At 65.3% G+C, this 25466-nt stretch carries 24 protein-coding genes; 5 read left to right on the top strand and 19 right to left on the bottom strand.

From position 1 onward, the window contains the following. Positions 1-194: 194 nt before the first annotated feature. Positions 195-1586 carry a GntP family permease gene (locus ACFW0B_RS21215; protein ID WP_151134703.1) on the top strand — a complete coding sequence of 464 codons (1392 nt, stop codon included), beginning with the start codon at positions 195-197 and terminating at the stop codon, positions 1584-1586. 55 nt (positions 1587-1641) lie between these two features. Continuing rightward, the gene (locus tag ACFW0B_RS21210) at positions 1642-2412 is read left to right on the top strand and encodes a 3-hydroxybutyrate dehydrogenase (RefSeq protein WP_449150963.1); all 771 of its coding nucleotides are present in this window, start codon (positions 1642-1644) and stop codon (positions 2410-2412) included. Between the two features lie 380 nt (positions 2413-2792). On the opposite strand, the gene ACFW0B_RS21205 is transcribed toward ACFW0B_RS21210, so the two are convergent. The 3 genes from ACFW0B_RS21205 to ACFW0B_RS21195 all read right to left on the bottom strand — a co-directional run bounded on the left by ACFW0B_RS21205 (position 2793) and on the right by ACFW0B_RS21195 (position 5341). Further along, the gene (locus ACFW0B_RS21205; RefSeq protein ID WP_449150962.1) at positions 2793-3209 is read right to left on the bottom strand and encodes an SRPBCC family protein; all 417 of its coding nucleotides are present in this window, start codon (positions 3207-3209) and stop codon (positions 2793-2795) included. Between the two features lie 83 nt (positions 3210-3292). Then, complete coding sequence (locus ACFW0B_RS21200; RefSeq protein ID WP_449150961.1) at positions 3293-4303, bottom strand: aldo/keto reductase; 1011 nt, start codon at positions 4301-4303, stop codon at positions 3293-3295. 141 nt (positions 4304-4444) lie between these two features. Continuing rightward, positions 4445-5341 carry a LysR substrate-binding domain-containing protein gene (locus ACFW0B_RS21195; RefSeq protein ID WP_449150960.1) on the bottom strand — a complete coding sequence of 299 codons (897 nt, stop codon included), beginning with the start codon at positions 5339-5341 and terminating at the stop codon, positions 4445-4447. A gap of 128 nt (positions 5342-5469) precedes the next feature. Between ACFW0B_RS21195 and ACFW0B_RS21190 the strand changes: the two genes are divergently transcribed. Beyond that, on the top strand, positions 5470-6261 hold the full coding sequence (locus ACFW0B_RS21190; protein ID WP_449150959.1) for an SDR family NAD(P)-dependent oxidoreductase: 792 nt from the start codon (positions 5470-5472) through the stop codon (positions 6259-6261). Between the two features lie 60 nt (positions 6262-6321). Here ACFW0B_RS21190 and ACFW0B_RS21185 read toward each other — a convergent pair whose 3' ends face one another. From ACFW0B_RS21185 to ACFW0B_RS21175, 3 genes are all read right to left on the bottom strand, one after another. Then, positions 6322-7107 (bottom strand): SDR family oxidoreductase, encoded by a 786-nt coding sequence (locus tag ACFW0B_RS21185; protein ID WP_449150958.1) that lies wholly within the window; start codon positions 7105-7107, stop codon positions 6322-6324. A gap of 61 nt (positions 7108-7168) precedes the next feature. Next, positions 7169-7483 (bottom strand): NIPSNAP family protein, encoded by a 315-nt coding sequence (locus tag ACFW0B_RS21180; RefSeq protein ID WP_449150957.1) that lies wholly within the window; start codon positions 7481-7483, stop codon positions 7169-7171. Between the two features lie 57 nt (positions 7484-7540). Next, on the bottom strand, positions 7541-8704 hold the full coding sequence (locus ACFW0B_RS21175) for an iron-containing alcohol dehydrogenase (protein WP_449150955.1): 1164 nt from the start codon (positions 8702-8704) through the stop codon (positions 7541-7543). 267 nt (positions 8705-8971) lie between these two features. Between ACFW0B_RS21175 and ACFW0B_RS21170 the strand changes: the two genes are divergently transcribed. Next, the gene (locus tag ACFW0B_RS21170; protein ID WP_449150954.1) at positions 8972-10276 is read left to right on the top strand and encodes an MFS transporter; all 1305 of its coding nucleotides are present in this window, start codon (positions 8972-8974) and stop codon (positions 10274-10276) included. A gap of 109 nt (positions 10277-10385) precedes the next feature. On the opposite strand, the gene ACFW0B_RS21165 is transcribed toward ACFW0B_RS21170, so the two are convergent. The 13 genes from ACFW0B_RS21165 to ACFW0B_RS21105 all read right to left on the bottom strand — a co-directional run bounded on the left by ACFW0B_RS21165 (position 10386) and on the right by ACFW0B_RS21105 (position 22737). Further along, positions 10386-11306 carry a LysR family transcriptional regulator gene (locus ACFW0B_RS21165; RefSeq protein ID WP_449150953.1) on the bottom strand — a complete coding sequence of 307 codons (921 nt, stop codon included), beginning with the start codon at positions 11304-11306 and terminating at the stop codon, positions 10386-10388. Positions 11307-11456: 150 nt separating this feature from the next. Next, positions 11457-12641 (bottom strand): MFS transporter, encoded by a 1185-nt coding sequence (locus ACFW0B_RS21160; protein WP_449150952.1) that lies wholly within the window; start codon positions 12639-12641, stop codon positions 11457-11459. Further along, entirely contained in the window at positions 12638-12982 is a 345-nt protein-coding gene (locus ACFW0B_RS21155; RefSeq protein WP_449150951.1) for a MoaF-related domain-containing protein, read from the bottom strand. The genes ACFW0B_RS21160 and ACFW0B_RS21155 overlap by 4 nt, the downstream gene beginning before the upstream one ends. Continuing rightward, positions 12979-13917: a cyclase family protein gene (locus ACFW0B_RS21150; protein WP_449150950.1), complete on the bottom strand. Its 939-nt coding sequence runs from the start codon at positions 13915-13917 to the stop codon at positions 12979-12981. Before ACFW0B_RS21150 ends, ACFW0B_RS21155 begins: the two co-directional genes overlap by 4 nt. 121 nt (positions 13918-14038) lie before the next feature. After that, complete coding sequence (dkgB, locus tag ACFW0B_RS21145) at positions 14039-14854, bottom strand: 2,5-didehydrogluconate reductase DkgB (protein WP_449150949.1); 816 nt, start codon at positions 14852-14854, stop codon at positions 14039-14041. Positions 14855-15101: 247 nt separating this feature from the next. Then, on the bottom strand, positions 15102-16052 hold the full coding sequence (locus tag ACFW0B_RS21140) for a LysR substrate-binding domain-containing protein (protein WP_449150948.1): 951 nt from the start codon (positions 16050-16052) through the stop codon (positions 15102-15104). Positions 16053-16094: 42 nt separating this feature from the next. Then, positions 16095-17036, bottom strand: a complete 942-nt coding sequence (locus tag ACFW0B_RS21135) for an HlyD family secretion protein (protein ID WP_449150969.1) — start codon at positions 17034-17036, stop codon at positions 16095-16097. A 10-nt stretch (positions 17037-17046) separates the two neighbouring features. Further along, positions 17047-17253 carry a DUF1656 domain-containing protein gene (locus ACFW0B_RS21130; protein WP_449150947.1) on the bottom strand — a complete coding sequence of 69 codons (207 nt, stop codon included), beginning with the start codon at positions 17251-17253 and terminating at the stop codon, positions 17047-17049. Continuing rightward, entirely contained in the window at positions 17243-19399 is a 2157-nt protein-coding gene (locus ACFW0B_RS21125; RefSeq protein WP_449150946.1) for an FUSC family protein, read from the bottom strand. Before ACFW0B_RS21125 ends, ACFW0B_RS21130 begins: the two co-directional genes overlap by 11 nt. A gap of 25 nt (positions 19400-19424) precedes the next feature. Next, positions 19425-20369 (bottom strand): pirin family protein, encoded by a 945-nt coding sequence (locus tag ACFW0B_RS21120; RefSeq protein ID WP_449150945.1) that lies wholly within the window; start codon positions 20367-20369, stop codon positions 19425-19427. 13 nt (positions 20370-20382) lie between these two features. After that, complete coding sequence (locus ACFW0B_RS21115) at positions 20383-20949, bottom strand: NADPH-dependent FMN reductase (protein ID WP_449150944.1); 567 nt, start codon at positions 20947-20949, stop codon at positions 20383-20385. A 112-nt stretch (positions 20950-21061) separates the two neighbouring features. Further along, on the bottom strand, positions 21062-21688 hold the full coding sequence (gene ycaC, locus ACFW0B_RS21110; protein ID WP_449150943.1) for an isochorismate family cysteine hydrolase YcaC: 627 nt from the start codon (positions 21686-21688) through the stop codon (positions 21062-21064). A 182-nt stretch (positions 21689-21870) separates the two neighbouring features. Then, on the bottom strand, positions 21871-22737 hold the full coding sequence (locus tag ACFW0B_RS21105) for a pirin family protein (RefSeq protein WP_449150942.1): 867 nt from the start codon (positions 22735-22737) through the stop codon (positions 21871-21873). A gap of 220 nt (positions 22738-22957) precedes the next feature. Here ACFW0B_RS21105 and aceE point away from each other — a divergent pair. Continuing rightward, positions 22958-25466, top strand: a 2509-nt coding sequence (aceE, locus tag ACFW0B_RS21100; protein ID WP_449150941.1) for a pyruvate dehydrogenase (acetyl-transferring), homodimeric type, incomplete at its 3' end; no start/stop codon positions are given.

Here is a 25466-nt window from a genome sequence, read left to right as displayed (position 1 = left end):
AGCTAAAAAATAATTCATATAAATCAATGAGTTACATAACTGGCACGATCCTGGCTATGTCGCTTGCCGCGGCCCTGGCTACATAACCGGCATCACAACAATCGACGCAACCAGCTTCGTCCTGCCGCTCTGGTAGTCCTCAAAACAACAAGAACCACTCGCGGCACCCGTCGCGCCAACTGGAGATCCATTCGATGAGCGTGGTCATCGCCCTTGCGGCCCTCGCCCTGCTGATGCTCGCCGCCTATCGCGGCTACAGCGTGATCCTCTTCGCCCCCATCGCGGCCCTGCTCGCAGTACTGCTGACCGATCCCTCCGCCGTCGCCCCGGCCTTCACCGGGGTGTTCATGGAAAAGATGGTCGGCTTCGTCAAACTCTATTTCCCGGTCTTCCTGCTGGGCGCGGTGTTCGGCAAGCTGATCGAGCTGTCGGGCTTCTCGCGCTCGATCGTCGCCGCCGCCATCCGCCTGCTAGGCACCCGCCAGGCGATGCTGGTCATCGTACTGGTCTGCGCATTGCTCACCTACGGCGGCGTATCGCTGTTCGTCGTGGTGTTCGCGGTCTATCCGTTCGCCGCCGAGATGTTCCGCCAGAGCAACATCCCCAAGCGGCTGATCCCGGCGACCATCGCCCTCGGCGCCTTCACCTTCACCATGGACGCGCTGCCCGGCACCCCGCAGATCCAGAACATCATCCCAACCACTTTCTTCAGCACCAATGGCTGGGCCGCCCCCTGGCTGGGCGTGATCGGCAGCCTGTGCGTGTTCGCCATGGGCATGCTGTTCCTGCGCCGCCAGCTGAACAAGGCCCAGGCCGCCGGCGAAGGCTATGGCAACGACCTGCGCAACGAGCCGGAAACCGCCAGCGACCTGAAACTGCCCAACCCGTTGCTGGCGCTCTCGCCGCTGGTGCTGGTGGGCGGTGCCAACTTGCTGTTCACCCACTGGATTCCACAGCTCTACGGCACGACCCACAGCCTGCAACTGGCCGGCATGGCCGCCCCGGTGACCAGTGACGTCGCCAAGCTGACCGGCATCTGGGCGGTGCAGGCGGCGCTGCTGCTGGGCATCCTGCTGGTGTTGGCGAGCAGTTACCGGGTGATCCGCAGCAAGCTCGCCGAAGGCAGCAAGACCGCCGTTTCCGGTGCCCTGCTGGCGGCGATGAACACGGCTTCGGAGTACGGCTTCGGCGCGGTGATCGCCTCGCTGCCGGGCTTCCTGGTGCTGGCCAACGCACTCAAGAGCATCCCCGACCCGCTGATCAACGAGGCCATCACCGTGACCACCCTCGCCGGCATCACCGGCTCGGCGTCCGGCGGCATGAGCATCGCCCTGGCGGCCATGTCCGAGCAGTTCATCGCTGCCGCCCACGCAGCCGACATTCCGCTGGAGGTGCTGCACCGGGTGGCATCCATGGCCAGCGGCGGCATGGACACGCTGCCGCACAACGGCGCCGTCATCACCCTGCTCGCGGTCACCGGCCTGACCCACCGCGAGGCCTACAAGGACATCTTCGCCATCACCCTGATCAAGACGTTCGCCGTGTTCCTGGTGATCGGCACCTTCTACGCGACCGGCATCGTCTGAGTCCCCTAACACGCAGCCGCCCGCAGGCGGCTGCCGTGACCAACAGGAGAACCCCATGAACCTCAATGGCAAGACCGCCCTGGTCACCGGTTCCACCAGCGGTATCGGCCTGGGCATCGCCCGTCGCCTCGCCGCCGCGGGTGCCAACGTGGTGGTCAACGGCTTCGGCGACATCGACGCGGTGGTGGGCGAGCTCGCCGCCCATGGCGCTCGCATCGGCCATCATGGCGCGGACATGTCCCGACCCGAGCAGATCGCCGAGATGATCGCCTACGTCGAGCGCGAGTTCAGCGCCCTCGACATCCTGGTCAACAACGCCGGCATACAGCATGTCGCCGCGCTGGAGGACTTCCCCGTCGAGCGCTGGAACGCGATCGTCGCCATCAACCTGTCCGCGGTGTTCCACACCACACGCCTGGCGCTGCCGGGCATGCGTCAGCGCGGCTGGGGGCGCATCCTCAACATCGCCTCCACCCACGGACTGGTGGCCTCGGCGGGAAAAAGCGCCTACGTCGCCGCCAAGCACGGAGTCATCGGCCTGACCAAGACCACAGCGCTGGAAACCGCCACCACCGGCATCACCTGCAACGCCATCTGTCCCGGCTGGGTACTGACGCCGCTGGTCCAGCAACAGATCGACGCGCGCATCAGTGCCGGCGCCAGCCCGGAACAGGCGCGCCACGACCTGCTGGCGGAAAAGCAGCCCTCGCTGGACTTCGTCACCCCCGAGCAACTCGGCGAGCTCGCCTTGTTCCTCTGCAGCGATGCCGCCGCCCAGGTCCGCGGCGCCGCCTGGAACATGGATGGCGGCTGGACGGCTCAATAAAGGTCGGTGCAGGGAGCCCGCAGTATGGCCCGTAGGAGTTGGCTTGCCAGCGAATGGCTCCGCTTCGCCATCACGCTGGCTCCTACAAGGCGCCTCGATCGCTGGCAACAGCTAAGGCTATGGCTGCGTCAACTGTTGCAGCGGTGAAGGAAAGGCTCTATTTCGGGCCTTTCAGGTCTCCGCATCCATCTGGCGTCCCCCTCTCCCCCGGCCCCTCTCCCTAAAGAGGAGAGGGGTGACTCGCGCCTGACGCGATGAATTCATCCTGAAGCCCACGGAGATCTGAAACCGGGCTGAAACTCAGGATGCAGGTGCAAGCGTTTCAGTTCCTTTTGGGCGTCTGCAAAAGGGACTCGCCCGGGGCAGGGCGCCTCAAGCCATCAGCTTTCGAGGGCTTGCTTGAGCGCCGCCAGGCCATCCTCGTAGATGGTGGTGAACAGCTCGGTGGCTTGCGCGTCGCTGATGCCCTCGGGGATGAAGGAACCGAACCACTCCACGCGGGCGCCCTGGCCATTGCTGCCGGGCAGCACTCGCAGGGTCGCTTCGTAGTCGCGCACCGGCGCGGGGCCCTGGAGGATGGTGTAGGTGTAGCTGCGCTCGGCTTCGCTGAAGTTCAGCAAGCGTTCGATGATGGTGGCGCCCTCGACGCTCTTCAGGGTGCGGACGCGGCCGCCTTCGCTGAGGGTGCTCTGGGGAATGAAGGGCAGCCAGTCGGGCAGCGAGTCGAAGCCGCCGATCAGTTGCCAGACCTGGTTGGCGTCAGTGTTGAGTTCGATGAATGCAGTGGCCTTGGTCATGATGTTTCTCCTGGGGCGCAGGCCCCAAATGATTCGATGATTGGCTGTAATGCGCCGGGCCGGCGGGCCCGGCGGTTGAAGGTTCAAGCGGCCGGGACAGGCGCCACGGCGCTGATCAGGCCTTGTTGACGCAGGTCGTTCCAGAAGGCAGCCGGGATTACGGCGTTCAGCGCGGCGTGGTCTTCGTTGGCATGTTGCGGGCGGGTCGAGCCGGGAATCGCCGCCACCACGGCCGGATGGGCCAGGGCGAACTGCAGGGCGGCGGCTTTCACGTCCACGCCGTGGTCACGGGCGACCGAGCGGATGCGTTCGAGCTTGGCCAGCACGGCCGGGCTGGCCTTCTGGTACTCGAAGTGCTCGCCACCGGCGGTCACGCCGGAGCTGTACGGGCCGCCGCCGACGATGCCGACGCCCTGCTCCACCGCCTGCGGCATCACCCGCTGCAGCGCGCGCTCGTGGTCCAGCAGCGAGTAGCGGCCGGCGAGCAGGAAGCCGTCGGGGCGCGGCTCGTCCAGGTCCAGGGTCAGCTCGATGGGCTCGACGCGGTTCACACCCAGGCCCCAGGCCTTGATCACGCCTTCTTCACGCAGGCGGGTGAGTGCGCGGAAGGCGCCGGTGCGGGCGATCTCGAACTGGGTCAGCCATTCGTCACCGTAGAAGTCCTGGGCGATGTCGTGGATCCAGACGATGTCCAGGCGGTCGGTGCCCAGGCGCTTGAGGCTGTCTTCGATGGAACGCAGGGTGGCATCGGCGCTGTAGTCGTTGACGATGCGGTTACGGTTGCCGTGTTCGAACAGGCCGCTCTTCTCGCCCAGCTCGCGGGCGGCCGGGTCTTCCAGTTCGTCGAGGATGATGCGGCCGACCTTGGTGCTCAGCACATATTCGTCACGCGGGCGGTTTGCCAGGGCAGCACCCAGGCGGGTTTCGGACAGGCCGGCGCCGTAGAACGGGGCGGTGTCGAAGTAGCGCACGCCGTTGTTCCAGGCAGCATCGACGGTGGCCTGCACTTCCTCGGCAGGTACGTCGCGGTACATGTTGCCCAGCGGCGCGGTGCCGAAACCGAGGCGGGTGGGGATCAGGGATTTGAGACTCATATAGGGATTCTCCTGGTTGGGGAGGAGTCGCTTGTGAACTCCAGTGGCGGCAATCCTATGCCTGCCCAACCAAGACCGTCCAAGTCATAATTCGACAGAGATCAGACCTGTAACGTCAAACCCCCATTCCTGTTGATGCCGTCAGACCTTGGCGCCCGCCAGCACCATCTCGCGGAAGTCCGCCACAATCGGCCGCAGGTCGACTCGGTGCCAGGCGGCCCACAGGCCGGTGCTCTGGCCCAGCCAGGGCAGCTCGCGCAGCACGACGTTGGGATTGCTCTTGCCGCCAATGCTCTGCTGGATCAATGCCAGCCCCAGGCCGGCGGAGACCAGGCCGATGGCGCTCAGCGGCTCGGCGGCCTCCAGGCGGATCTGCGGGGTGAAGCCGGACTCCACGCAGCAGGCGAGGAAGCGCTCGCGGCGGTTTGACTGCAAATGCCCCTCTACCATGATCCAGTCCTGCTCGTGCAGGTCGGCCGGCTCGATCACCGCCTTGTCCGCCAGCGGGTGCCCCAGCGGCAAGGCGAGATGCAGCGGGTCCTCGAACACCGGGGAGGCGAGCAGGTCCGGGTCATCCTCCGCCGGCGGTTCGCACACCAGGGCGATATCCAGGCTGCGTTGGCGCAGTCCCTCGAACTGCTCCTGGGCCGAAAGGTTATAGAGTGCGATGTGGATACCCGGCCGCTCCTCGCGCACATGGCGCAATGCCTCGGGCAGCACCCCGGCATGGATGGCATGGCTGACGTAGCCGATGCACAGCCCGCCCGTTTCGCCCCGGCCCAGACGGCGACCGAGGGACTCCAGGCGTTCGGCGTGCTTGAGCAGCGCCTTGGTCTCGTGCAGGAAAGTGCGCCCGTCCGAGGTCAGGCGCAGGCGCTGCTGACTGCGCTCGAACAGCTGCAGGCCGAGGCGCTCCTCCAGCTGGGCGATCTGCCGGCTCAGCGGCGACTGGGAAATGTGCAGTTGCTCCGCCGCCTTGCCGACGTGCTCGACTTCGGCCACGGCGACGAAATAGCGGAGTTGTCTGAGATCAAGCATAAGACCCTCAAGGACTCAAGTATGTCGAATTAAGTTATGTACGATCATATAAGCCCCTCGTAGCATGGCACCAGATCCAGACGATCACCGGCACATCCCGTGCCCTCCTGGATGAGGAGATTACTCACATGCAAATCGATCTCGGCGGCAAGACCGCCATCATCAGTGGTTCCACCGGCGGTATCGGCCTGGGCATCGCCCGCCAGTTGGCCGCTTCCGGCGCCGACGTGGTCATAGTCGGACGCAACGCCGCTTCCGTTGACGAAGCCGTGGCCGGCATCCGTGCCGCCAACGGCAAGGCCCGTGGCGTGGTCGCCGACCTGGGCACCGCCGCCGGGGCGGAGGCGCTGTTCGCCGCCGAACCCCACGCCGACATCCTGGTGAACAACCTGGGCATCTATAACGACGTCGACTTCTTCGAAACCCAGGACCAGGAGTGGCTGGATTTCTACGAAATCAATGTGCTGTCCGGCGTGCGCCTGGCCCGCCACTACACTCCCGGCATGGTCGAGCGCGGCTGGGGCCGGGTGATCTTCCTGTCCTCGGAATCGGGCGTAGCCATCCCCGCGCAGATGATCAACTACGGCGTCACCAAGGCCGCCAACCTCGCCGTCTCCCACGGCCTGGCCAAGCGCCTGGCGGGCACCGGCGTCACCGTCAACGCCATCCTCCCCGGCCCGACCTTCACCGAAGGCGTGGCCAACCTGGTAGCCGACGCCGTGAACAAATCCGGCCGCACCCCGCGCGAGGAAGCGAATGAATTCGTGCGCCGCGAGCGACCCAGCTCCATCATCCAGCGCGTGGCTGAAGTCGAAGAAGTGGCGGCCCTGGTGACCTACGTTGCCTCGCCCTACTCTTCCGCAACCACCGGAGCCGCCTTGCGCGTTGACGGTGGCGTGGTGGACAGCCTGGCTATCTGAAGCCGACTGGAAAATCCCATCATGGCCAACGCCTGGGCCTCCCTGCCCAGACGTGCTGGGTCAGAAGGTGCCCGGGTAGGCTCCGCCGTCGATCAGCAGGTTCTGCCCAGTGATGTACCCGCTGTGGACGCTGCACAGGAACGCGCAGTACGCCCCGAACTCTTCGGCCTTGCCGAAGCGCGCCGCCGGGATCGCCTGGCGGCGTGCCCGGGTGGTCGCCTGCAGGTCGCCGCTGGCCTGGCTCGCGGCCTGCAGGGTCTTCTGCAGGCGAGGGGTGTCGAAGGCGCCCGGCAGCAGGTTGTTCAGGGTCACGTTGCGCCCGGCCAGGCGCTGCTGACGGGCGAGCCCGGCGATGAAGCCGGTCAGGCCGCTGCGCGCGCCGTTGGACAGGCCGAGGATATCGATCGGCGCCTTCACCGCGCCCGATGTGATGTTCACCACCCGCCCGAAACCACGCTCGGCCATGCCATCGACCACCGCCTTGATCAGCTCGATGGGCGTGAGCATGTTGGCGTCCAGGGCCTTGATCCAGTCTTCCCGGGCCCAGTCGCGAAAATCCCCCGGAGGCGGACCGCCTGCGTTGTTGACCAGGATATCGACCTGCGGGCACGCGCCGAGCAGGGCCTGGCGTACCGCCGGCTCGGCCACATCACCTGCGACCGTGCGCACTTCAATGGCCGGGCAACGTCTACGCAATTCGGCGGCCGTCTGCTCCAGGGTGGTGGCGGTACGGGCGTTGATCACCAGGTTGACACCTTCGCCGCCCAGGGCTTCGGCGCAGCCCTTGCCCAGCCCCTGGCTGGCCGCACAGACGATGGCCCAGCGGCCCTTGATACCCAGCTCCATGTTGGCTCCTCGTGTTGTATCCGTCGGAGATGAAATTTCTCTCGCAAGAAAGACAGAAAGATCACTGGATCGGCGAGAAAGCCGCCGGCATCAGCAGCTTGGACTCCATGCGGATCAGCATGGGGAAGGCCTTGGGGATGAAGCGTTCTAGCCAGTCGCGGTCCTCGTAGAGCGCGGCACGACGGCGGATGCGGTCATCCAGGCTCTCGTAGGCCCAGATGTGCACCACCTGGTTGAGCTCGCCGATTTCGGTGTACCACCAGCCCACCAGGGTGGTGTAGCGGGAGATCACCGGCAGGCCTTCTTTCTCGAAGTGCTCCAGGTATTCCTTCATCTTGCCGATGTGCAGGGTGTAGGTACGCATTTCATAGAACATGGACAGGGCTTCCTGGGCAGGCGTGCCCGCAGCCGGGCACACGGTGGGTAATGGGGTTCAGAGGTTGCCGTGGTAGGCGTCGGTGATCAGGCGCTCGACATCGCGGGCCGTGGTCAGGCGCGGGTTGACCCGCACGTTGCCGCTGCGCATGGAGTCGCTGACCATCTGCGGCAGATATTCCAGGTCCACGCCCAACTCGCGGATGGTGGCGGGGATGCCGATGGCGCGGTTCAGCGCCACCACGCGCTCCACGGTGCAGGCGGCGGCCTGCTCCAGGCCGAGGCCGGTGACGTCGGCGCCCAGGGCGATGGCGATGTCGCGGAAGCGCTCCGGGCAGGCCGGCAGGTTGAACTGGATGACATAGGGCAGCAACGCGGCGTTGGCGATGCCGTGGGGGATGTTGAACACGCCACCGAAGGTGTGGGAGATGGCGTGCACGTTGCCCAGCTTGGACTGGGAAAACGCCACCCCGGCCAGGAACGAGCCCAGCAGCATCTGCTCGCGGGCGGCCATGTCGGCACCGACGAAGTAACACTTCTCCAGGCTGCCGGCGATCATGCGGATCGCCTGCAGGGCCATGGCCTGGCTGATCGGGTTGGCCTGGCGCGACACATAGGATTCGATGGCGTGGGTCAGCGCGTCCATGCCCGTGGCAGCGGTGATCGACGCCGGCAGGTTCAGGGTCAGCGCAGGGTCGAGGATGGCCAGGCGCGGGAACAGCTGCGGGCTGATGATGACGGTCTTGAACAGGGTCTCTTTGTTGGTGAATACCGTCGAGGCGGTGCACTCGCTGCCGGTACCGGCGGTGGTGGGGATGGCGAAGATCGGCAACGGCGGATTGACCAGCCGGTCGTAGCCTTCGTAGTCGAGGATGCTGCCCGGGTTGGTGGCCATCGCCGCCACGCCCTTGGCGGTGTCGATGCTGCTGCCACCGCCCACGCCGATCACCGCCTTGCAATCACACTCGCGCAGCATGCGCACGGCCGCATCGAGCACATCGGTGCTGGGGTTGGCTTCCACCGCCGAGAACAGGTGGTAGTCGATACCGGCCTGCTCCAGGGAGGCGAAGAACCCGCCCAGGATCCCGGCGTCGATCAGGCCCTGGTCGGTCACCACCAGCAAGGCGCCCTCGACATGGGGCCTGAGCAGCGCGCCAGCCTGATTGGCCAGGCCTTCACCGCACTGGGTGATGGTGGGGAAATGGAATTGGAAATTGCTCATGGAAGATCCTCAGGCACGTGGCGCCGCGTTGTTCTTGTTGAACCCGCCGTAAGTCCGGCGAGCCGTGCCTGGCCAATCTAGGGGCGCCGCTGGCGGCCCCGATAATGAAAAGAGCTGATCCGGGAATAACCCCTGCTTATCGATAAGCCACGGTTATCCCTGGATCAGCTCTTTTCATTACCTGGTGAAAACCTGCGCCTCCAACAATCGAAGCGCGCACGGCCCAGGGCGGTGTGCCTTCCGATAATCACAAGAACGAGCACTGCGATGAAGACGATCTCCTCCCCTGCTGACCTGGCGCCGGACACCGCCGCTCCCATGACCAATGTGCGCTGGCGCATCTTCCTGATCCTGTTGCTGCTCACCGCAATCAACTACATAGACCGCGCCTCGCTCTCGGTGGCCCTGCCGCTGATCGCGCCGGAGTTCAACCTGACACCGGCCATGGAAGGGCTGATGCTCAGCGCCTTCTTCTGGTCCTATGCATTGATGCAGATTCCCGGCGGCCTGTTGCTGGACCGCTTCCACACCCGCGGCATCATCGGCGGCGCGACCGTCGCCTGGGGTGCCTTCCAGGCCATGGGCGCCGCCTCGCACCATTGGCTGGTGCTGCTGTTCACGCGCATCGGCCTGGGTGTCGCCGAGTCGCCGATCATGCCCGCCGGGGCCAAGCTCAACGGTTCCTGGCTCACACCCAACGAGCGTGGCCGTGGTGCCGTGCTGGTGGACGGCGGCGCACCGCTGGGCAGCGCCCTGGGAGCGATCCTCATCTCCGGGTTGATCGCCTGGCTGGGTTCCTGGCGCCTGGCCTTCGTGGTCGCCGGGGCGGGCACCATCCTGGCCGGCATCCTGGCCTGGAAGTACATCCGCAACCACCCGAGCGAACACCCGGGCGTCAACGAAGCCGAGCTGCGCCACATCACCGAAGGCAACGCCAGCGCCCACGCCGCTGCCGCCAAGGTGCGCATCCCGTTGCGCGTGCTGCTCAAGGACCGCTCGATCTTCGCCATGTTCGCCGGCTACAGCTGCATCCTCGCGGTGTTCTACGGCCTGCTGACCTGGATGCCCAGCTACCTGCACAAGGCCCACGGCCTGGACATCTCGGCCATGGGCGGCGCGACCTTCCTGATCTTCATGTGTGGCTTCATCGGTGAGCTGGTCGGCGGCTGGATCGGTGACAAATGGCGCGCCAGCGGCGCCTCGCCGAACCTGGTGATGCGCTCGATGTTCAGCGGCTCGGCGCTGATCGCGGCGGCATGCATCCTCGCGGCGGCCTTCGTCGCCAGCACAGGGCCTGTGATCACCCTGCTGTGCGTGGCGATGTTCTTCATCCGCTGGTGCGGCATGTACTGGTGCCTGCCGGCGATCATCGGCGGCCCTTCGCGCACCGGCGTACTGGGCGGGACCATGAACTTCTGCGGTAACATGGCCGGCGTGCTGGTGCCGATCATCATTGGCCTGATCGTGCAGTTCACCGGCGAGTACTTCTTCGCGTTGATCTTCTTCGTGATCGCGGCGGTGCTGATTGCCCTGTTCTCCAGCCTGATCGACTACCGCGAACGCCAGTTCTGACCGCACAAGGGTCACCGCTCCTACAGGTAGTCCGCAGACCTTGAGAACGGCGCAGTACCTGTGGGAGCGGCTTCAGCCGCGAAAGGGCCGCATAGCGGCCCTTGTGCACTCAGGGTGCGAGCAACTCATCCACCAGCAATTGCGCCGCATGGGACAGCGGCGAGCCGACCCGGTGCACCACCCCGAACGGATCGCTCAGCGCCCGTAGCCGCACCGCCAGCGACACCAACAGCCCGCGCTGTTCGGCAAAGGCCGCCACGGCACTGGGAATCACCGCCACCAGGGTCGGGTCTTCCTCCAGCAACATGAAGGTCGCGAAGGTGGACGAGGTCTCCAGCGGGTAGCGCGGCACCGCCACACCCGCCTCGCTCAACTCGCGCTCCAGGGCCTGGCGCATGGGCATGTTGGCCGGATAGACGATCCAGCGGTATTGGCTCAGGTCGCTGATCTCCAACGCCTTCGCGCCCGCCAGCGGATGCTGGGGATGTGCCACGACCGCCAGGGGTTCCTTGGCCAGTTCCATGAAGACGTAGTCCTCCGTGTTGCGCCCTACGCCCGGGCGACAGATCGCCAGGTCCAGGCGCCCTTCGTCCAGTTGCGCCAGCAGGTTGGCGCTGGTGTTCTCGGCGATCTCCACCGACAGCTTCTCCTGCTTGTGCCGCAGCCGCCCCAGGGCGCCGACCAGCATCGGCATGGCCCCCATGATGCTGCCCACCGCCAGGTGGCCGCCCTGCCCCTGGACGATACCCAGCACCTCATCGCGCAGATGGCCCAGGTCGCTGTGGATCAACCGCGCATAGCGCACCACGCAGCGCCCGGCGTCATTGGCCACCAGGCCACTGGGCTGGCGCACGAACAACGGCACGCCGAGGATTTCCTCGACTTCGCGCAGTGCCTTGGTCGCGCCGGGTTGCGAGATGGCCATGGCCTCTGCAGCCTTGTGCAGCGAACCACAACGATCGAGCTCGATGAGCAGGCGCAACTGACGCAGGCGCAAGCGAGCAAAAATACTGTCCAGGGATGGAATCATGGGGAGTCCTTGGCGCTCCGCGCCGGTCAATACGATTCGACGAAACTCACTCACAATCGGCCGCAGGTCAAAAGGGTCGAGTCCGAACACATGAAGGCCCCGGGCGTTCTGTCCCGGGGCCTTTTCCGTTCTCTCGGCAACAGGGTTCAATCACACACTGTCGCAGGGCTGCTGGGCCAGATTGACTTCGGCGACCTTGCCGGCTCGCCCCAGCCATACCAGCAACAACCCCAGAGCAGCCAGCAGGCCACCGGCCACCGGTACGGCGACGTAACCCAGGCCCAGGCTGATGACACCGCCGCCCAGTGCCGCACCGAGCGCGTTGCCAAGGTTGAAGGCACCGACATTGATGGACGAGGCCAAGCCGGGGGCTTCGGCGGCGGCTTCCATGACCCGCATCTGCAGGGGAGGCACCAGACCGAAGGTCGCTACACCCCAGACCAGCAAGCCCAGCGCCGCAGCTACGTGGTTGGTCAGCGCCAGCGGCAAGAGCAGCATGATGACGGCCAGCGCCGCGAGGAAGATTCGCGTCGAACCGTCGAGCGACCAGTCCGCGAGACGGCCGCCCAGGCTATTGCCGAGGGTGAAACCAACGCCGATCAGCACCAGCGCCAGGGTGACGAAAGCGTCCGAAGCGCCGGTCAGTTCGGCCAGCACCGGTGCCACGTAGGTGTACAGCGTGAACATCGCACCGGCTCCGACCACCGTCGTCGCCATCGCCAGTAACACGCTCGGGCGGGTTATCACGGCCAGTTCGCGACGCACATCGGGTACGCTGCCGCGCTCACCCCTGGGCAGGGCGAGCCAGAGCGCGGCCATGGCGATCAGACCCAGCGCCGCGGTGCCGGCAAATGCCACGCGCCAACCGACCTGTTGGCCGACCCAGGTCGCCGCTGGCACACCGCCGATATTGGCGATGGTCAGGCCCATGAACATGGCCGCCACCGCGCTGGCCTGCTTGTCCTTCGGCACCACGCTCGCCGCGACCACCGCCCCGAGGCCGAAGAAGGCGCCATGGTTGAGGCTGGTGACCAGGCGCGAGGCGAGCAGCGTGGCATAGTCAGGCGCCATCGCCGACAGCAGATTGCCCAGGGTGAAGATGGCCATCAGCGAGATCAGCGCACCACGCTTGCCGAAGCGGCTGAACAACAGTGTCATCAGCGGCGCGCCAAGCATCACGCCGACGGCGTAGGCGGTGACCAGCATCCCCGCGCTGGGAATGCTGACGTCCACCCCCTCGGCGATGACCGGCAGCAGCCCCATCGGTGTGAACTCGGTGGTGCCGATGCCGAACGCGCCGATGGCCAGCGCGAACAATACCTGAGTGGATTTCATTGCTCGCCCTCCTCCGTTTCGATCGCCGTCAACGGCCCCTGCATGCGATGGAAGCTCAGGTCGGTTGCGGTGAAGAACGCCTGCGAATGTCCGTTGGCGAAATCATCGACATGCACCACGGTGGCGCCGTCGGCTTCCTGCCAAGAAATCACGTAGACACCCTCGGCGATTTCCCGCCATTGGCAGGCCGCCTCGCCCTCGGCACCGGCGTAGGGACCGGAGACGATGGCGTAGCGGATGAAAGAGCCGTCCGCCGAATAGCGGTTGTGCGCGGACAGGCCCTGGTAGTCGACGCGGAAGCTGCGGCCGGCGAAGGCCGGTAGCGAAGTGGAAGTCGTCATTTGATGGCCACCGGGTTGATGTTGACCTGGGTCGAGCCGACGTACAGCGGCTGGCCGAGGACGAAGAGGAATTCCCAGGCCTGGTCGCGCACCAGTGCGCGGCTGTCGATCAGTTCCAGGTTGTAGATGCCGCGCTTGGCCAGCATGTACTGGTTCACCGGGAACTCATCCTTGCCGTGGGGGTTGGGGTACACCTCGGAGGCCCAGGTATCGCCGCCGAAAGCAACTATGCCCTGGTCGGCCAGCCACTTAGCCGCTTCCATGCCGATGCCCGGCTCGACTTCGAGGAACTGCTTGTTGTCCTTGCCGATAAGCTCCAGCCAGCCGGTGTTGAACAGCACCACGTCCCCCTTGCGCAGGGTCAGGCCCTGCTTCTTCAGCACCGCCTGGATGTCGGCGACGCTGAACTCGGTACCGCCGGGAACGACGGCCTTGCCGTAGTGCGCGGTCATGTCCAGCACCACGCCACGGGTCACGAACGGCGGGACCTTCTCGATGCCGAGCTTCTTCACCCCTTCGACGGTGACGAAGTCGGCCGCCTGGTTGCCGTTGTAGTAACGGTTGTCGATGCCGATGTGGCCGATGCCGTTGAGCTGGGTGCCGACACCGGTCCAGGCGTTCACCATCTCGTCGTTGAAGGTGAACTTGTTCGGGCCGAGGGTCCGGCCGGCCTGCTCGCCAGGCTGGATGTTGTAGAGGTGGAAGCTGCGGTGGCGAAACGCCGGCAGGTTCTTGTCCACCGGCACCGCCAGCGGATAGGTCTTGCCGGTCTTGACCAGGCCGACCGCCTGCTTCACCACCTCGGGGGTCAGCAGGTTGGCGGCGCCGATTTCATCGTTGGCGCCGTAGGCGGAGGGATACCAGTCGGCGGCGGAAGCGGCCTGCATGGCCAGCGGCAACGCAGCGGCCAGGGCGAATCTGGCGAAGGTTTTCATATGACACTCCTGTATTCGTTCAGGCCGTCGGCGGAGCGCTGGGGCCCTCGCCTGACGACGTTCGGTGATCAGAAAAATTCGATGGCGCACCGTGGTCGGGCGCGGGAAGCTGGCGTGGCCGTCAATCCCAGACCGGAGCCAGACCTTCGGGGCTAACTTCGCGGCCGTTGCGTTCCAGTGCGGCGATCTGCGCCATGTCCTCGGCGTCCAGGCGCAGGTCGCGGGCGAGCAGGTTGCTGGCCAGGTTCTCGCGGCGGGTCGAGGACGGAATCACCGCATAGCCCAGCTGCAGCGCCCAGGCCAGAGCGACCTGTGCGACGGTGGCCTGGTGCTTGGCGGCGATCTCGGCCAGCACCGGGTCTTTCAGCACCTTGCCGTAGGCCAGGGTCATGTAGGAGGTGACCGGGATGCCCTGCTCCTTGAGGAAGGCCGTCAGCGCCGCGTTCTGCAGATAGGGGCTGAGCTCGATCTGGTTGGTGGCGATCTCGCCCTTGCCCACCGCCGCGACGGCCTGCCGGGTCAGATCGATGTTGAAGTTGGAGATGCCGATCTGGCGGGTCAGCCCCTGGGCCTTGGCTTCGGCAAGCGCCTCCATGTATTCGGGCAGCTCGACGCCGTTGCCCGGCGCCGGCCAGTGGATCAGGGTCAGGTCCACCTGATCGGTGCGCAGTTTTTCCAGGCTCTCGCGCAGGCTGGCGACCAGCTTGTCGCTGGCGTAGTTCTCCACCCAGATCTTGGTGGTGAGGAACAGCTCGGAACGGGGCACGCCGCTCTCGGCGATGGCCTGGCCGATATCGGCCTCGTTGCCGTAGATCTGCGCGGTGTCGATGGCGCGGTAGCCCAACTCCAGGGCGCTGCGTACCGAATCGACGACGGGCTGGCCGGTCAGGCGGAAGGTGCCGAGGCCGAAGGAAGGAATGAGGGGGGTGGACGACATGGCTAGGCTCCAGTAGGTCGACGACTTGAATGGCGCGCAGTGTGTCGCCTTTACCTTTGTCGATTAAGCCGCCAATCGAGCAAAGTTATTTGAGTTGAAATCAAGAATCGAATCGACGGCCGACGGACCGCCTCTCCCGGCGCAAGGCTGGTGTGCCAACCCACGGGCAGGATGTCGGAGGGTGTCCGAATTGCCCGTAGGAGCTGGCTTGCCAGCGAATGGTCCCGTTTCGCCAGCAAGCTGGCTCCTACACCGCTCTGGCAACGGCCAATGCAGGCATGGCCTCCGCATCCAGCGCCGTTGACTCGTGCTGGAATGCCTCGGCGAGAAAATCGATCAGTTGGCGCACGGACGGCATCAGGCCACGACGGGACGGAAAGATGGCAACCACGTCCCCCGATCTGGGCGCCCAGCCATCGAGTACGTTGACCAGCCGGCCACTCGCCAGGTCCGCCTGCACGACCTCCTCGGGCAGCAGTACGGCCCCCACCCCGGCCAACGCCCCCTCCCGCAGTACGGCCAGGTCATCCGACACCATGCGCGGGCGGACATGAATCGATGCCACGGCCCCATCCGGCCCGTCCAGTTCCCAGGTGTAGTCCTGGACATTCGGGCCCCAGCACAGGGCTGGCAACCCAGGCAGGTCCGCCGGCCCGAGGGCATCTGCGTGTCCAGCAAGAACGGAGGGTGCCGCCACCAGGCATTGACGACTCCGCGCCAGTGTCCGCATGACCAGTTCACTGCTTTCCAGCGGCTGGTGGCGAACGCTCAGGACCAGGTCGAAGCCTTCGCTGATGACATCGACGCGCCGATTCAGGCTCTTGACCAGCAACTCCACCACCGGGCATTGGGCCATGAAGCGGGCCAGCATGGGCGCCAGCCGCGCGTCCAGCAAGGGTGTCGAACAGGCGATCCGCACCACGCCCCGTGGCTCGGCCCGGCTCCGCTCTATCGCCTCCTCGGCGGCATGGGCCTGCGCCAGCATCGCCACGCAATGGTGGTAATACTCCAGGCCGACTTCGGTCACCGCGAAGTGCCGGGTCGAGCGCTGGATCAGGCGCACGCCCAGGCGCTCCTCCAACGTGGAAACACGTCGGCTCAAGCGGGACTTGGGCACGCCCAGCTTGCGGCCAGCGGGGGCGAACCCGCCGTGCTCTACGACCTTGGCGTACAGGTAAAGCTCGTTCAGATCGAACATGGCGACATGTCCAACCGGATGACTGCATGCAACATTCCAGACCTATTCGAGAATGGTGACGGTGGCGGTGGTTCCGGCCCGCAGTGGCGGCGCTCCAGCGGGGAGCGGGTCCAGCCGCAGGCGCACAGGGATGCGCTGGGCGAGCTTGATCCAGGTGTAGCTCGGGTTGACGTTCGCCAGCAGGCGGCTGCCCGGGAGGTTCTCGCGGTCGGTGATGGCGTAGGCGATGCTTTCCACCCTGCCCTCCAGCTCTTCCCCGCTCATCAGCACGATCCGGGCGCGGCTGCCGACGTGGATGCGTGGCAGCTTGGTTTCCTCGAAGTAGCCGCTGACATGGAAGGAGTCGCTGTCCACCAGGGCCAGCAGCGGCGCGCCCGGCTGGGCGAAATCGCCCTTGCGCGTCAACAGGTTGGTGACATAGCCGCTCACCGGCGCCAGCAACCGGGTGTGCTCCAGATCCAGTCGCGCCTGCTGCAACGACGCCTCGGCCAGCTGGACGTTGGCCTGTGCCAGGCCCAGGTTGGACTGTTCCCTGAGCAGCTCGGCCTCGGCGACGGCAACGTCGGTGCTGGCCTTTTCCCATTCTTCGTTGGATATCGCCGAGCGCTGCCGCAATTGCCGACGGCGTTGCTCCTCGCTGCGCCGCTGCCGCAACAACGCCTGGTTGGCGACTATGGATGCCCGGGATTGTCCCAGTGCGGCACGCGCCACTTCCACCGCCCGCTGGGCGTGCAGCACGGCCAGCTCGTAGCGGGCTGGATCGATCTGCAGGAGCAGGTCGCCCTTCTCGACGAACTGATTGTCCTGCAATGGCAGCTCGACGATGCGCCCGCTCACCTCGGCAGAGAGTGTCACCACATCGGCCCGCACCCGCGCGTCACGGGTCCACGGGGCGCGGGTGTAATGCTCCCAGGCGTACCAGCCAAGGCCGAATGCGACAAGCACGGTGACAAGGGTCAGCGTCCTGGACAGCAAGGGTTTCATCGCGGGCATTTCAGACATTCACTCCCATCAACAGCACCAGCAGCGCACAGATCGCCGCATACAAGCCGCCCTGGAACAACGCCGGATGCCAGACGAACGCGAGAACGCCCAGGCGTCGCAACAGCGCATCGAGCAGCAGGAACAACGGCAGGCTCAGCAACAGCGCCTGGGCAATCGGCGGCAGGTAGACGCCACCCAGTTCGAAATCAGCGGGCATAGGCACCCTCCTCCAGCGGCAATGGCCCCGGCAAATCCAGCAAATGGCGGTAGCGCTCAAGCAACGCCAGCGCGATCGCCAGCGCAACGCGCATGATGAACAGCCTGCGCAACTCTTCACGGCCATGGGTCAGATGCGCCTCATGGAGCGCGTCCATCGACTGGCCGATCCGCTGCATGTCCTGCAGCAGCCCGTGCAGGTCGACGCGCCGGATTGCGCCGATGTAATCGGCCATATCCCGCAGCCCTTGCTGCAACGCCGAGCGCAGTTCCGCCGGCAGCGCCTTGCTGCTGGCGCACTGTTCGTTCGCCTGCACCAGCGCCACGGCAAGGCCGACGCACATCAGGTTGCATTCGAAGATTTCCCTGGCGCGTGGGTCCGTGGTGGCCGGCAGCAGGCCGATCATCATCGCCAGCCGGTCCAGCATGCGGCTCTCGAAATCGAATTGGCCGGCCGGTCCGGGCGTCCCGATGACCTGTCGGGCGACGTCCTCGCGGGACGCGCGGAACAGCCAGGCGATCCGTTGCTCTGGATTGAAGGGAAACACCAGTGCAAACACCACCATCGAGAGAAGCCCGCCGGCCAGGTAGGCCCCGGCGAACTCGAACCACTGCATCGCCGTGTTATGGTAGGCCCCGACATTCTGCGGACCGACCATCAACAGGGTCACCAGACCGATGCCCATGCCGATGCCCGCGGTCATGGGGCTGGCCAATCCGACCGCCACCAGATAGAGCAAGGGGGCCAGACACAGCGCGAGCATCTCGAAATCGCCAAACACCGGCAGCAGGGCGAACTGGTAGATCGCCGACAGACCGATGGCCACCACCAGCCCCCTGTTGTAGTTCTGGCTGGCCAGCAACGGGCGCGGAAAAGTCGCCATCAGCGAGCACATGACCGCCACCAGGATCAGCCCCGCCCGCGCCCCGTCCCACGCCGTCTCGATCCAGAGGAAGCCCGCGAGGGCAAGCGCCAGGAAGGCACGCACGGCATTCATGCCCGCCAGGCGGAAGTCCAGGTGAAGCGCATTCAGGCCACCCCGTGCAAAGGGGCAACTGGCCGTCCGCCCCTGCTGGATGGCCTCGTTGAGTTCTATCAGTTCATCCAGCTGCTGCAGCAGGCGGGCCTGCTCCCAGCGCAGCGCCCAGGCCAGGGAGCGCAAATGGGCGGGCAAGGGTTCACTCAGGAACTCGGCGCGGTCAGCGGCCTCGTCGAATCCCTGATGGATATTCCGCAGGGCGTCACGGCTGGCCGCCGGCAGGGCCATGCCATCACGCGCCAGCTCGTCCAGGCTGGCCAGTTCGCGCTGGCGCAGCAACTGGATATCGGCTGGCAGCGGGCCTTGCCAGTGCTGCTGGACCAGTTCGCGCTGCTGCCGCAGGACCAGCAGGCGCGAAGTCAGCAGGACCAGTTGATTGGCGAACAACTGCACCAGGCCATCGGCACTGCGCAGGTGCGGCGCATCGAAGTACAGGTGGCGGCGCAGGCTCTCCAGGGCGCTGATCTCGGCGACCAGTTGTGCCTGGCGCTGGCGAAAGGCGGCCTCATCCTCGTCGGTCCGAATCACTGCGGCAGCGTGAACGGCGATGAGCCTGACCAGGCCGTCGACCTTGGCGAAGTAACCTTTGGCCACCGCCTGCGGGCGAGCCGTGAGCAGGCTGACAAAGCCGACGCAGGCCACCGCCAGGAGGGTTTCCGTCAACCGTGTGATGGCCAGCAGGAGCGTGCCGTCCGGCTCCGGAATCGCCAGCGTGGCGACAATCACGGCGGTGAATCCACTCAGCACGAAGGCATGGGAATCGGTGTAACGCAGCAGCGTGCCGCCCGCCGTACAGAACGCCAGCCACAACGCCAGGCAGATCAGGAAAGGCTCCGGCGCCTGCGGAAACACCGCCATGATCAACACCGCCACCCCGGCACCCGCTCCGGTGCCCAGCACCTGGGCGAAGCTGCGCTTGAGCGTCATGCCGGCCAGCGGCAGGCTGATGATGACCACCGTCATCAGGGCCCACTTCGGCTGGTCCAGATCGAAGATGAAGGCCAGGTACAGGCAGAGCAATCCGGCTGCCACGGTACGCAATGCGAACAGCAGGACGTCACGACCGGGGCGCAGGGCAATCTTGAAATAGGCGATCAGCGGGTTCATCCAGGACCTCGGGACAAACCGGCCGTTACGACACTCGCCAGGGCAGCGCAGGTGCAACCAGGCGCCGCCCATCGAAGCCGGCCACCTCGCCGAACCTGGCGCTGCCCTCTTCCCAGTCGCGCTGGGCGTCAGCGATCTCGGCCTTGCTGTGGCCGACGAAGTTCCACCACAGGAAGATCTCCTCGGTGAAAGGCACGCCCCCCAGCAGGATGCCCCGCGCGCCGGCCGGGGCGCTCAGTTCGAGCGACTCCAGGCCACGGCCGAGATAAGCCAGTTCGTTCTCGGCAAAGGACTCGCCATTGACCTGCCACTGGCCGATCAGCGGCAGGACGCAGTATTCGAAGGCCGGATCGAGATCCAGCCGGGTGCTCGCGGCATCAAGGGTGGCGAGGTCAATGCCCAACAGCGGCGAGAAGGTCTTGACAGGCGCTTCGTGCTGGCCAAAACGTCCGGCGAGCAGCGTGAAGCTGAAACCTTCGGCTTGCCAGCGGGGCAGTTCGGCATGGTGCTCGAATGCCGGAGCCCGATCACGCTCCGCAGCCGGCAAGGCGATCCACAATTGCACGGCGTGAAGATGGCCCTCGCCCGGCAGGGACTCCTCGGTATGGGCGATGCCGTGGCCGGCGGTCATCAGGTTCACCTGGCCGGGACGGATCACCTGGACATTGCCCAGACTGTCGCGATGCAGCACTTCACCTTCGATCATCCAGGTGAAGGTCTGCAGGCCGATATGCGGATGCGGCCCGACCCGCAGGCCATCGCCGGACTTGAAAACCGCCGGGCCGGCATGGTCGAGGAAACACCAGGCACCGACCATGCGCCTATGCCTCGAAGGCAGCAGCCGGCTGACGGAAATGCCACCGCCGATCTCGGCACTGCGCGAGGTGATCCGCTGGACGGCCCGGACGCCATCCTTCTCCGGACAATCGAAGGAAGAGGACAGCTCGCAACGGGTTTCGTGAGTACTCATCACTTGGTCTCCATCATCCGGCCTGGTGACTCAGGGTCCACTCATGAAGCGTCACGAGCAGGCCACGGAGGTACTCGCGGGTCGCCTCATCGGTCAGGTTGCCCTGTTCATCGAAGAGTTTGTGGGCGGTGGCGATCATCAGCTCGGGTCGGTTCAGCGGACGCATGTCCAGGAAGACCATGCTTTGGCGCAGGTGGTACTGGGCCCTCGCCGTACCGAAGCGGCCGGCACTGGCGCCCATCAGGGCAACCGGCTTGCCGGCGAAGGGTTGCTCGGGCGGACGGGAAACCCAGTCGATGACGTTCTTCAGCACCCCTGGCACTGAATAGTTGTATTCCGGCGTGGCGATCAGCAACGCATCGGCGGCACGGATCTGTTCACGCAAACGCTCGACCGCAGGGGGAAAGCCCTGGGCGTAGGTATCTTCGTTGTAGAGCGGGATCTCGCTGATGTCGGCGAGCTCGATGGCCATGTCCGCCGGCGCCAGGCGCGCAGCCTCGCGCAACACCGAGGTATTGAAAGAGCCGCGCCGCAGGCTGCCGGAAATGCCCAGCACGTTGATCCGGGGAGCGTTGGCCATGATCGTTCTCCTTACTCGGGCAATGGACGGGTTGTCAGGACCTCATCGCTGGCGACTTTCAAAGTGGCGGTCCCGGTAGCCATGCACACAGGCAGGGCTACCGGGGTCAGACTCACTTGCCCGAGTTCAGCGTGAAGAAGCTGGTCATCAGGTTGCGGTAGTCCGGGATGTGGTTGGAGAACAGGGTGCCCAGGCCCTCGATGTCGTTGCGCCAGTCGCGGTGCAGTTCGCAGGCCACGCCGAACCAGGTCATCAGCTGGGCACCGGCGGCTTCCATACGGCGCCAGGCGGAATCACGGGTGAGTTCGTTGAAGGTGCCGGAAGCGTCGGTGACCACGAAGACGTCGTAGCCTTCTTCCAGGGCCGACAGGGCCGGGAAGGCCACGCAGACTTCGGTCACCACGCCGGCGATGATCAGTTGCTTCTTGCCGGTGGCTTTCACTGCCTTGACGAAATCTTCGTTATCCCAGGCATTGATGTTGCCGGGGCGAGCGATGTAGGGCGCATCGGGGAACTGTTCCTTCAGCTCGGGCACCAGCGGGCCGTTGGGGCCGTTCTCGAAGCTGGTGGTGAGAATGGTCGGCAGATTGAAGTACTTGGCCAGATCGGAAAGGGCCAGCACGTTGTTCTTGAACCGGTCCGGATCGATATCCCGCACCAACGAGAGCAGACCGGTCTGGTGATCTACCAGCAGTACAGCGGCGTTGTTCTTGTCCAGACGCTTGTATTGGAAAGACATGGTGAGTCTCCTTGCTTGGGTTGACGCCCCGCCCTTGTGGGGCGGGTCTGGGGTCGGGTGTGCCGGGAGTCCAGCACTTTGTTGTTCTTGGCCATCCTCGCCATGGCGGCCGAACCGCGGGCCCACAGGTCCACTGTGGGGATTAATCAGACTAGGCAATGACCCGGTCCGAAATATGACCGTCAGTCGTTCATCTGGCCGAACCGGCCGGTCTGGAAGTCCTGGATCGCCTGGCGTATCTCGCTTTCGCTGTTCATCACGAAGGGGCCGTAACCGACGATGGGCTCATCGATGGGCTCGCCCGAAAGCAGCAGCACCAGCGCCTCGTCATTGGCTTCCAGCAGCACCTCGTCTCCGGCCCGGTCGAACAGCACGGTCTGCGCCTCACGGAGCACTTGCGTGCCATTCACCTGCAACGTGCCGCGCAGCACCACCAGGGCAGAGGTGCGCCCCTCGACCAATGGCAAGGACAGCGGCTTTTCTCGCTTGAGCCGCAGGTCCCAGACGTCGATCGGCGTGAAGGTCTGCGCCGGTCCTTGACGGCCCTCGAATTCCCCGGCGATCAGCCGCAGTGTCCCCGCACCGCCTGCCAGTGGAATGGCGGGAATCGACTGATCGAGGAGGGTCTGATAGCGCGGAGCCGCCATCTTGTCGCGAGCCGGCAGATTGACCCACAGCCGCACCATTTCCAGGGTGCCGCCGCTGCGGGCGAAGGCCTCGGAATGGAACTCTTCATGGAGAATGCCCGAGGCCGCCGTCATCCACTGCACATCGCCGGGGCCGATCAGCCCGCCGGCGCCGGTGGAGTCGCGGTGTTCCAGTTCGCCCTTGTAGACGATGGTCACCGTCTCGAACCCCCGGTGCGGGTGCTGCCCCACGCCCCGGCGCTGGGAGGTAGCCGGGAAATCATGGGGGCCCGCGAAGTCGAGCAGCAGGAAGGGACTCACATGCTTGCCTAGGCTGTCGTAGGAAAACAACGTGCGAACGGGGAAGCCATCACCCACCCAGTGGGGCCGGGGGCTGGTGTAGACGCCGAGGATCTTCTTCATTGCGAACCTCCTGAAACCAATGGCGGTAACGGTAGTTGCGCAACGACGGCCTCGGTAGATCCAATTTATCGCCCTCAGAGTTCTATTCTGTGAACGCTAAAGTGTGCTCCGCCGGTGGTACAAACGTGGTCCTTCACGTACGCCGGCGCTGCAGAAGGCGCGGCCTGTTCGGACGATGACATCAGCCCCGGCCAGTGGGGCCAAACATGTGGAGTCTGTCATGCAAGACCTCGATCCCGTCGAAACCCAGGAATGGCTGGATTCCCTGGAATCCGTACTTGAGCACGAAGGTGAAGACCGCGCGCACTACCTGCTGACCCGCATGGGCGAGCTGGCCACCCGCAGCGGCACGCAACTGCCCTACGCCATCACCACGCCTTATCGCAACAGCATTCCGGTGAGCCACGAAGCGCGCATGCCTGGCAACCTGTTCATGGAACGCCGCATCCGCTCGATGACCCGCTGGAACGCGGTGGCGATGGTGATGCGCGCCAACCGGCTGGACCCGGACCTGGGCGGGCACATCTCGACCTACGCCTCTTCGGCCACCCTTTACGATGTTGGCTTCAACCACTTCTTCCAGGCGCCCACCGAGGAGCATGGCGGCGACCTGATCTTCATCCAGGGGCCGATCGCCCCCGGCATCTACGCCCGCGCCTTCCTCGAAGGCCGCATCAGCGAAGAGCAGTTGAACAACTTCCGCCAGGAAGTGGACGGCAAGGGCCTGTCCTCCTATCCGCACCCCTGGCTGATGCCGGACTTCTGGCAGTTCCCCACCGTGTCCATGGGCCTCGGCCCGATCCAGGCGATCTACCAGGCGCGCTTCATGAAGTACCTGGAAAGCCGCGGCTTCATTCCCGCCGGCAAGCAGAAGGTCTGGTGCTTCCTCGGTGATGGCGAGTGTGATGAACCCGAGGCGCTTGGCGCCATTTCCCTGGCCGGCCGCGAGAAGCTGGACAACCTGATCTTCGTCATCAACTGCAACCTGCAGCGCCTCGACGGCCCGGTGCGCGGCAACGGCAAGATCATCCAGGAACTGGAAGGCGTCTTCCGTGGCGCCCAGTGGAACGTGAACAAGGTGGTCTGGGGCCGCTTCTGGGATCCGCTGTTCGCCAAGGACACCCACGGCGCCCTGCAGCGCCGCATGGACGAAGTGGTCGACGGCGAGTACCAGAACTACAGGGCCAAGGACGGTGCCTACGTCCGTGAGCACTTCTTCAACACCCCGGAACTCAAGGAGATGGTCAAGGACCTGTCCGACGACGAGATCTGGAGGCTCAACCGTGGTGGCCACGACCCCTACAAGCTCTATGCGGCCTACCACCAGGCGGTCAACCACAAGGGCCAACCCACCGTCATCCTGGCCAAGACAGTGAAGGGTTATGGCACTGGCGCGGGCGAAGCGAAGAACATCGCGCACAACATCAAGAAGGTCGATATCGAAAGCCTGAGGCTGTTCCGCGACCGCTTCGACATCCCGGTCAACGACGCCGAGCTGGAACAATTGCCCTTCGTTCGCTTCGCCGAGGACAGCCCCGAGTTCAAGTACCTGCAGGCACGCCGCGCTGCCCTGGGCGGTTTCATGCCCAAGCGCCGCGCCAACAGTTTCAGCATCCCGCCCCCGCCGCTGGACACCCTCAAGGCCATCCTCGACGGCTCGGGCGACCGTGAAATCTCCACCACCATGGCCTTCGTGCGCATCCTCGCGCAGCTGGTCAAGGACAAGGAACTGGGCCAGCGCATCGTCCCGATCATCCCGGACGAAGCCCGTACCTTCGGTATGGAAGGCATGTTCCGCCAGCTGGGCATCTACTCGTCCGTGGGCCAGCTCTACGAGCCGGTCGACAAGGACCAGGTGATGTTCTACCGCGAGGACAAGAAGGGCCAGATCCTCGAGGAAGGCATCAACGAAGCGGGCGCCATGTCCTCCTTCATCGCCGCCGGCACCTCCTACAGCAACCACAACCAGCCGATGCTGCCGTTCTACGTCTTCTATTCGATGTTCGGCCTGCAGCGCGTGGGCGATCTGGCCTGGGCGGCCGGCGACAGCCGCGCCCATGGTTTCCTGATCGGCGGCACCTCCGGCCGGACCACCCTCAATGGCGAAGGCCTGCAGCACGAGGATGGCCACAGCCATATCCTCGCCTCGGTGATACCCAACTGCCGCAGCTACGACCCCACCTACGGCTACGAATTGGCGGTGATCATCCGCGAAGGCATCCGCCAGATGATCGAAGAGCAGCAACACGTCTTCTACTACATCACCGTGATGAACGAGGCCTACACCCAGCCCGCCCTGCCGGCAGGCGCCGAGGAAGGCATCATCAAGGGCATGTACCTCCTCGAAGAGGACAAGAAGGAAGCCGCACACCACGTGCAGCTGCTGGGTTCGGGCACCATCCTGCGCGAAGTCATCGAAGCGGCGAAGATCCTCCGCGAAGCGTTCAACGTCGGCGCCGACGTCTGGAGCGTCACCAGCTTCAACGAACTGCGCCGCGAAGGCCTGGCGGTCGAGCGCTACAACCGCCTGCACCCGGAGCAGAAGCCGAAGCAGACCTACGTCGAGCAGTGCCTGAGCGGTCGCAAGGGCCCGGTCGTGGCCTCCACCGACTACATGAAGCTGTTCGCCGACCAGATCCGCCAGTGGGTTCCGAGCAAGGAATACAAGGTGCTGGGCACCGACGGCTTCGGTCGCAGCGACAGCCGCAAGAAGCTACGTCACTTCTTCG

The organism is Metapseudomonas phytobenefica, assembly GCF_043392685.1.
Taxonomy (GTDB): domain Bacteria; phylum Pseudomonadota; class Gammaproteobacteria; order Pseudomonadales; family Pseudomonadaceae; genus Metapseudomonas.
This window is presented reverse-complemented; position numbering and strand designations above follow the sequence as displayed.

What these genes read in the sequence shown, in the direction of transcription:
- ACFW0B_RS21215 (WP_151134703.1), top strand. Translation starts at nt 195, where the DNA reads ATGAGCGTGGTCATCGCCCTTGCGGCCCTCGCCCTGCTGATGCTCGCC.
- ACFW0B_RS21210 (WP_449150963.1), top strand. Translation starts at nt 1,642, where the DNA reads ATGAACCTCAATGGCAAGACCGCCCTGGTCACCGGTTCCACCAGCGGT.
- ACFW0B_RS21205 (WP_449150962.1), bottom strand. Translation starts at nt 3,209, where the DNA reads ATGACCAAGGCCACTGCATTCATCGAACTCAACACTGACGCCAACCAG.
- ACFW0B_RS21200 (WP_449150961.1), bottom strand. Translation starts at nt 4,303, where the DNA reads ATGAGTCTCAAATCCCTGATCCCCACCCGCCTCGGTTTCGGCACCGCG.
- ACFW0B_RS21195 (WP_449150960.1), bottom strand. Translation starts at nt 5,341, where the DNA reads ATGCTTGATCTCAGACAACTCCGCTATTTCGTCGCCGTGGCCGAAGTC.
- ACFW0B_RS21190 (WP_449150959.1), top strand. Translation starts at nt 5,470, where the DNA reads ATGCAAATCGATCTCGGCGGCAAGACCGCCATCATCAGTGGTTCCACC.
- ACFW0B_RS21185 (WP_449150958.1), bottom strand. Translation starts at nt 7,107, where the DNA reads ATGGAGCTGGGTATCAAGGGCCGCTGGGCCATCGTCTGTGCGGCCAGC.
- ACFW0B_RS21180 (WP_449150957.1), bottom strand. Translation starts at nt 7,483, where the DNA reads ATGTTCTATGAAATGCGTACCTACACCCTGCACATCGGCAAGATGAAG.
- ACFW0B_RS21175 (WP_449150955.1), bottom strand. Translation starts at nt 8,704, where the DNA reads ATGAGCAATTTCCAATTCCATTTCCCCACCATCACCCAGTGCGGTGAA.
- ACFW0B_RS21170 (WP_449150954.1), top strand. Translation starts at nt 8,972, where the DNA reads ATGAAGACGATCTCCTCCCCTGCTGACCTGGCGCCGGACACCGCCGCT.
- ACFW0B_RS21165 (WP_449150953.1), bottom strand. Translation starts at nt 11,306, where the DNA reads ATGATTCCATCCCTGGACAGTATTTTTGCTCGCTTGCGCCTGCGTCAG.
- ACFW0B_RS21160 (WP_449150952.1), bottom strand. Translation starts at nt 12,641, where the DNA reads ATGAAATCCACTCAGGTATTGTTCGCGCTGGCCATCGGCGCGTTCGGC.
- ACFW0B_RS21155 (WP_449150951.1), bottom strand. Translation starts at nt 12,982, where the DNA reads ATGACGACTTCCACTTCGCTACCGGCCTTCGCCGGCCGCAGCTTCCGC.
- ACFW0B_RS21150 (WP_449150950.1), bottom strand. Translation starts at nt 13,917, where the DNA reads ATGAAAACCTTCGCCAGATTCGCCCTGGCCGCTGCGTTGCCGCTGGCC.
- dkgB (WP_449150949.1), bottom strand. Translation starts at nt 14,854, where the DNA reads ATGTCGTCCACCCCCCTCATTCCTTCCTTCGGCCTCGGCACCTTCCGC.
- ACFW0B_RS21140 (WP_449150948.1), bottom strand. Translation starts at nt 16,052, where the DNA reads ATGTTCGATCTGAACGAGCTTTACCTGTACGCCAAGGTCGTAGAGCAC.
- ACFW0B_RS21135 (WP_449150969.1), bottom strand. Translation starts at nt 17,036, where the DNA reads ATGAAACCCTTGCTGTCCAGGACGCTGACCCTTGTCACCGTGCTTGTC.
- ACFW0B_RS21130 (WP_449150947.1), bottom strand. Translation starts at nt 17,253, where the DNA reads ATGCCCGCTGATTTCGAACTGGGTGGCGTCTACCTGCCGCCGATTGCC.
- ACFW0B_RS21125 (WP_449150946.1), bottom strand. Translation starts at nt 19,399, where the DNA reads ATGAACCCGCTGATCGCCTATTTCAAGATTGCCCTGCGCCCCGGTCGT.
- ACFW0B_RS21120 (WP_449150945.1), bottom strand. Translation starts at nt 20,369, where the DNA reads ATGAGTACTCACGAAACCCGTTGCGAGCTGTCCTCTTCCTTCGATTGT.
- ACFW0B_RS21115 (WP_449150944.1), bottom strand. Translation starts at nt 20,949, where the DNA reads ATGGCCAACGCTCCCCGGATCAACGTGCTGGGCATTTCCGGCAGCCTG.
- ycaC (WP_449150943.1), bottom strand. Translation starts at nt 21,688, where the DNA reads ATGTCTTTCCAATACAAGCGTCTGGACAAGAACAACGCCGCTGTACTG.
- ACFW0B_RS21105 (WP_449150942.1), bottom strand. Translation starts at nt 22,737, where the DNA reads ATGAAGAAGATCCTCGGCGTCTACACCAGCCCCCGGCCCCACTGGGTG.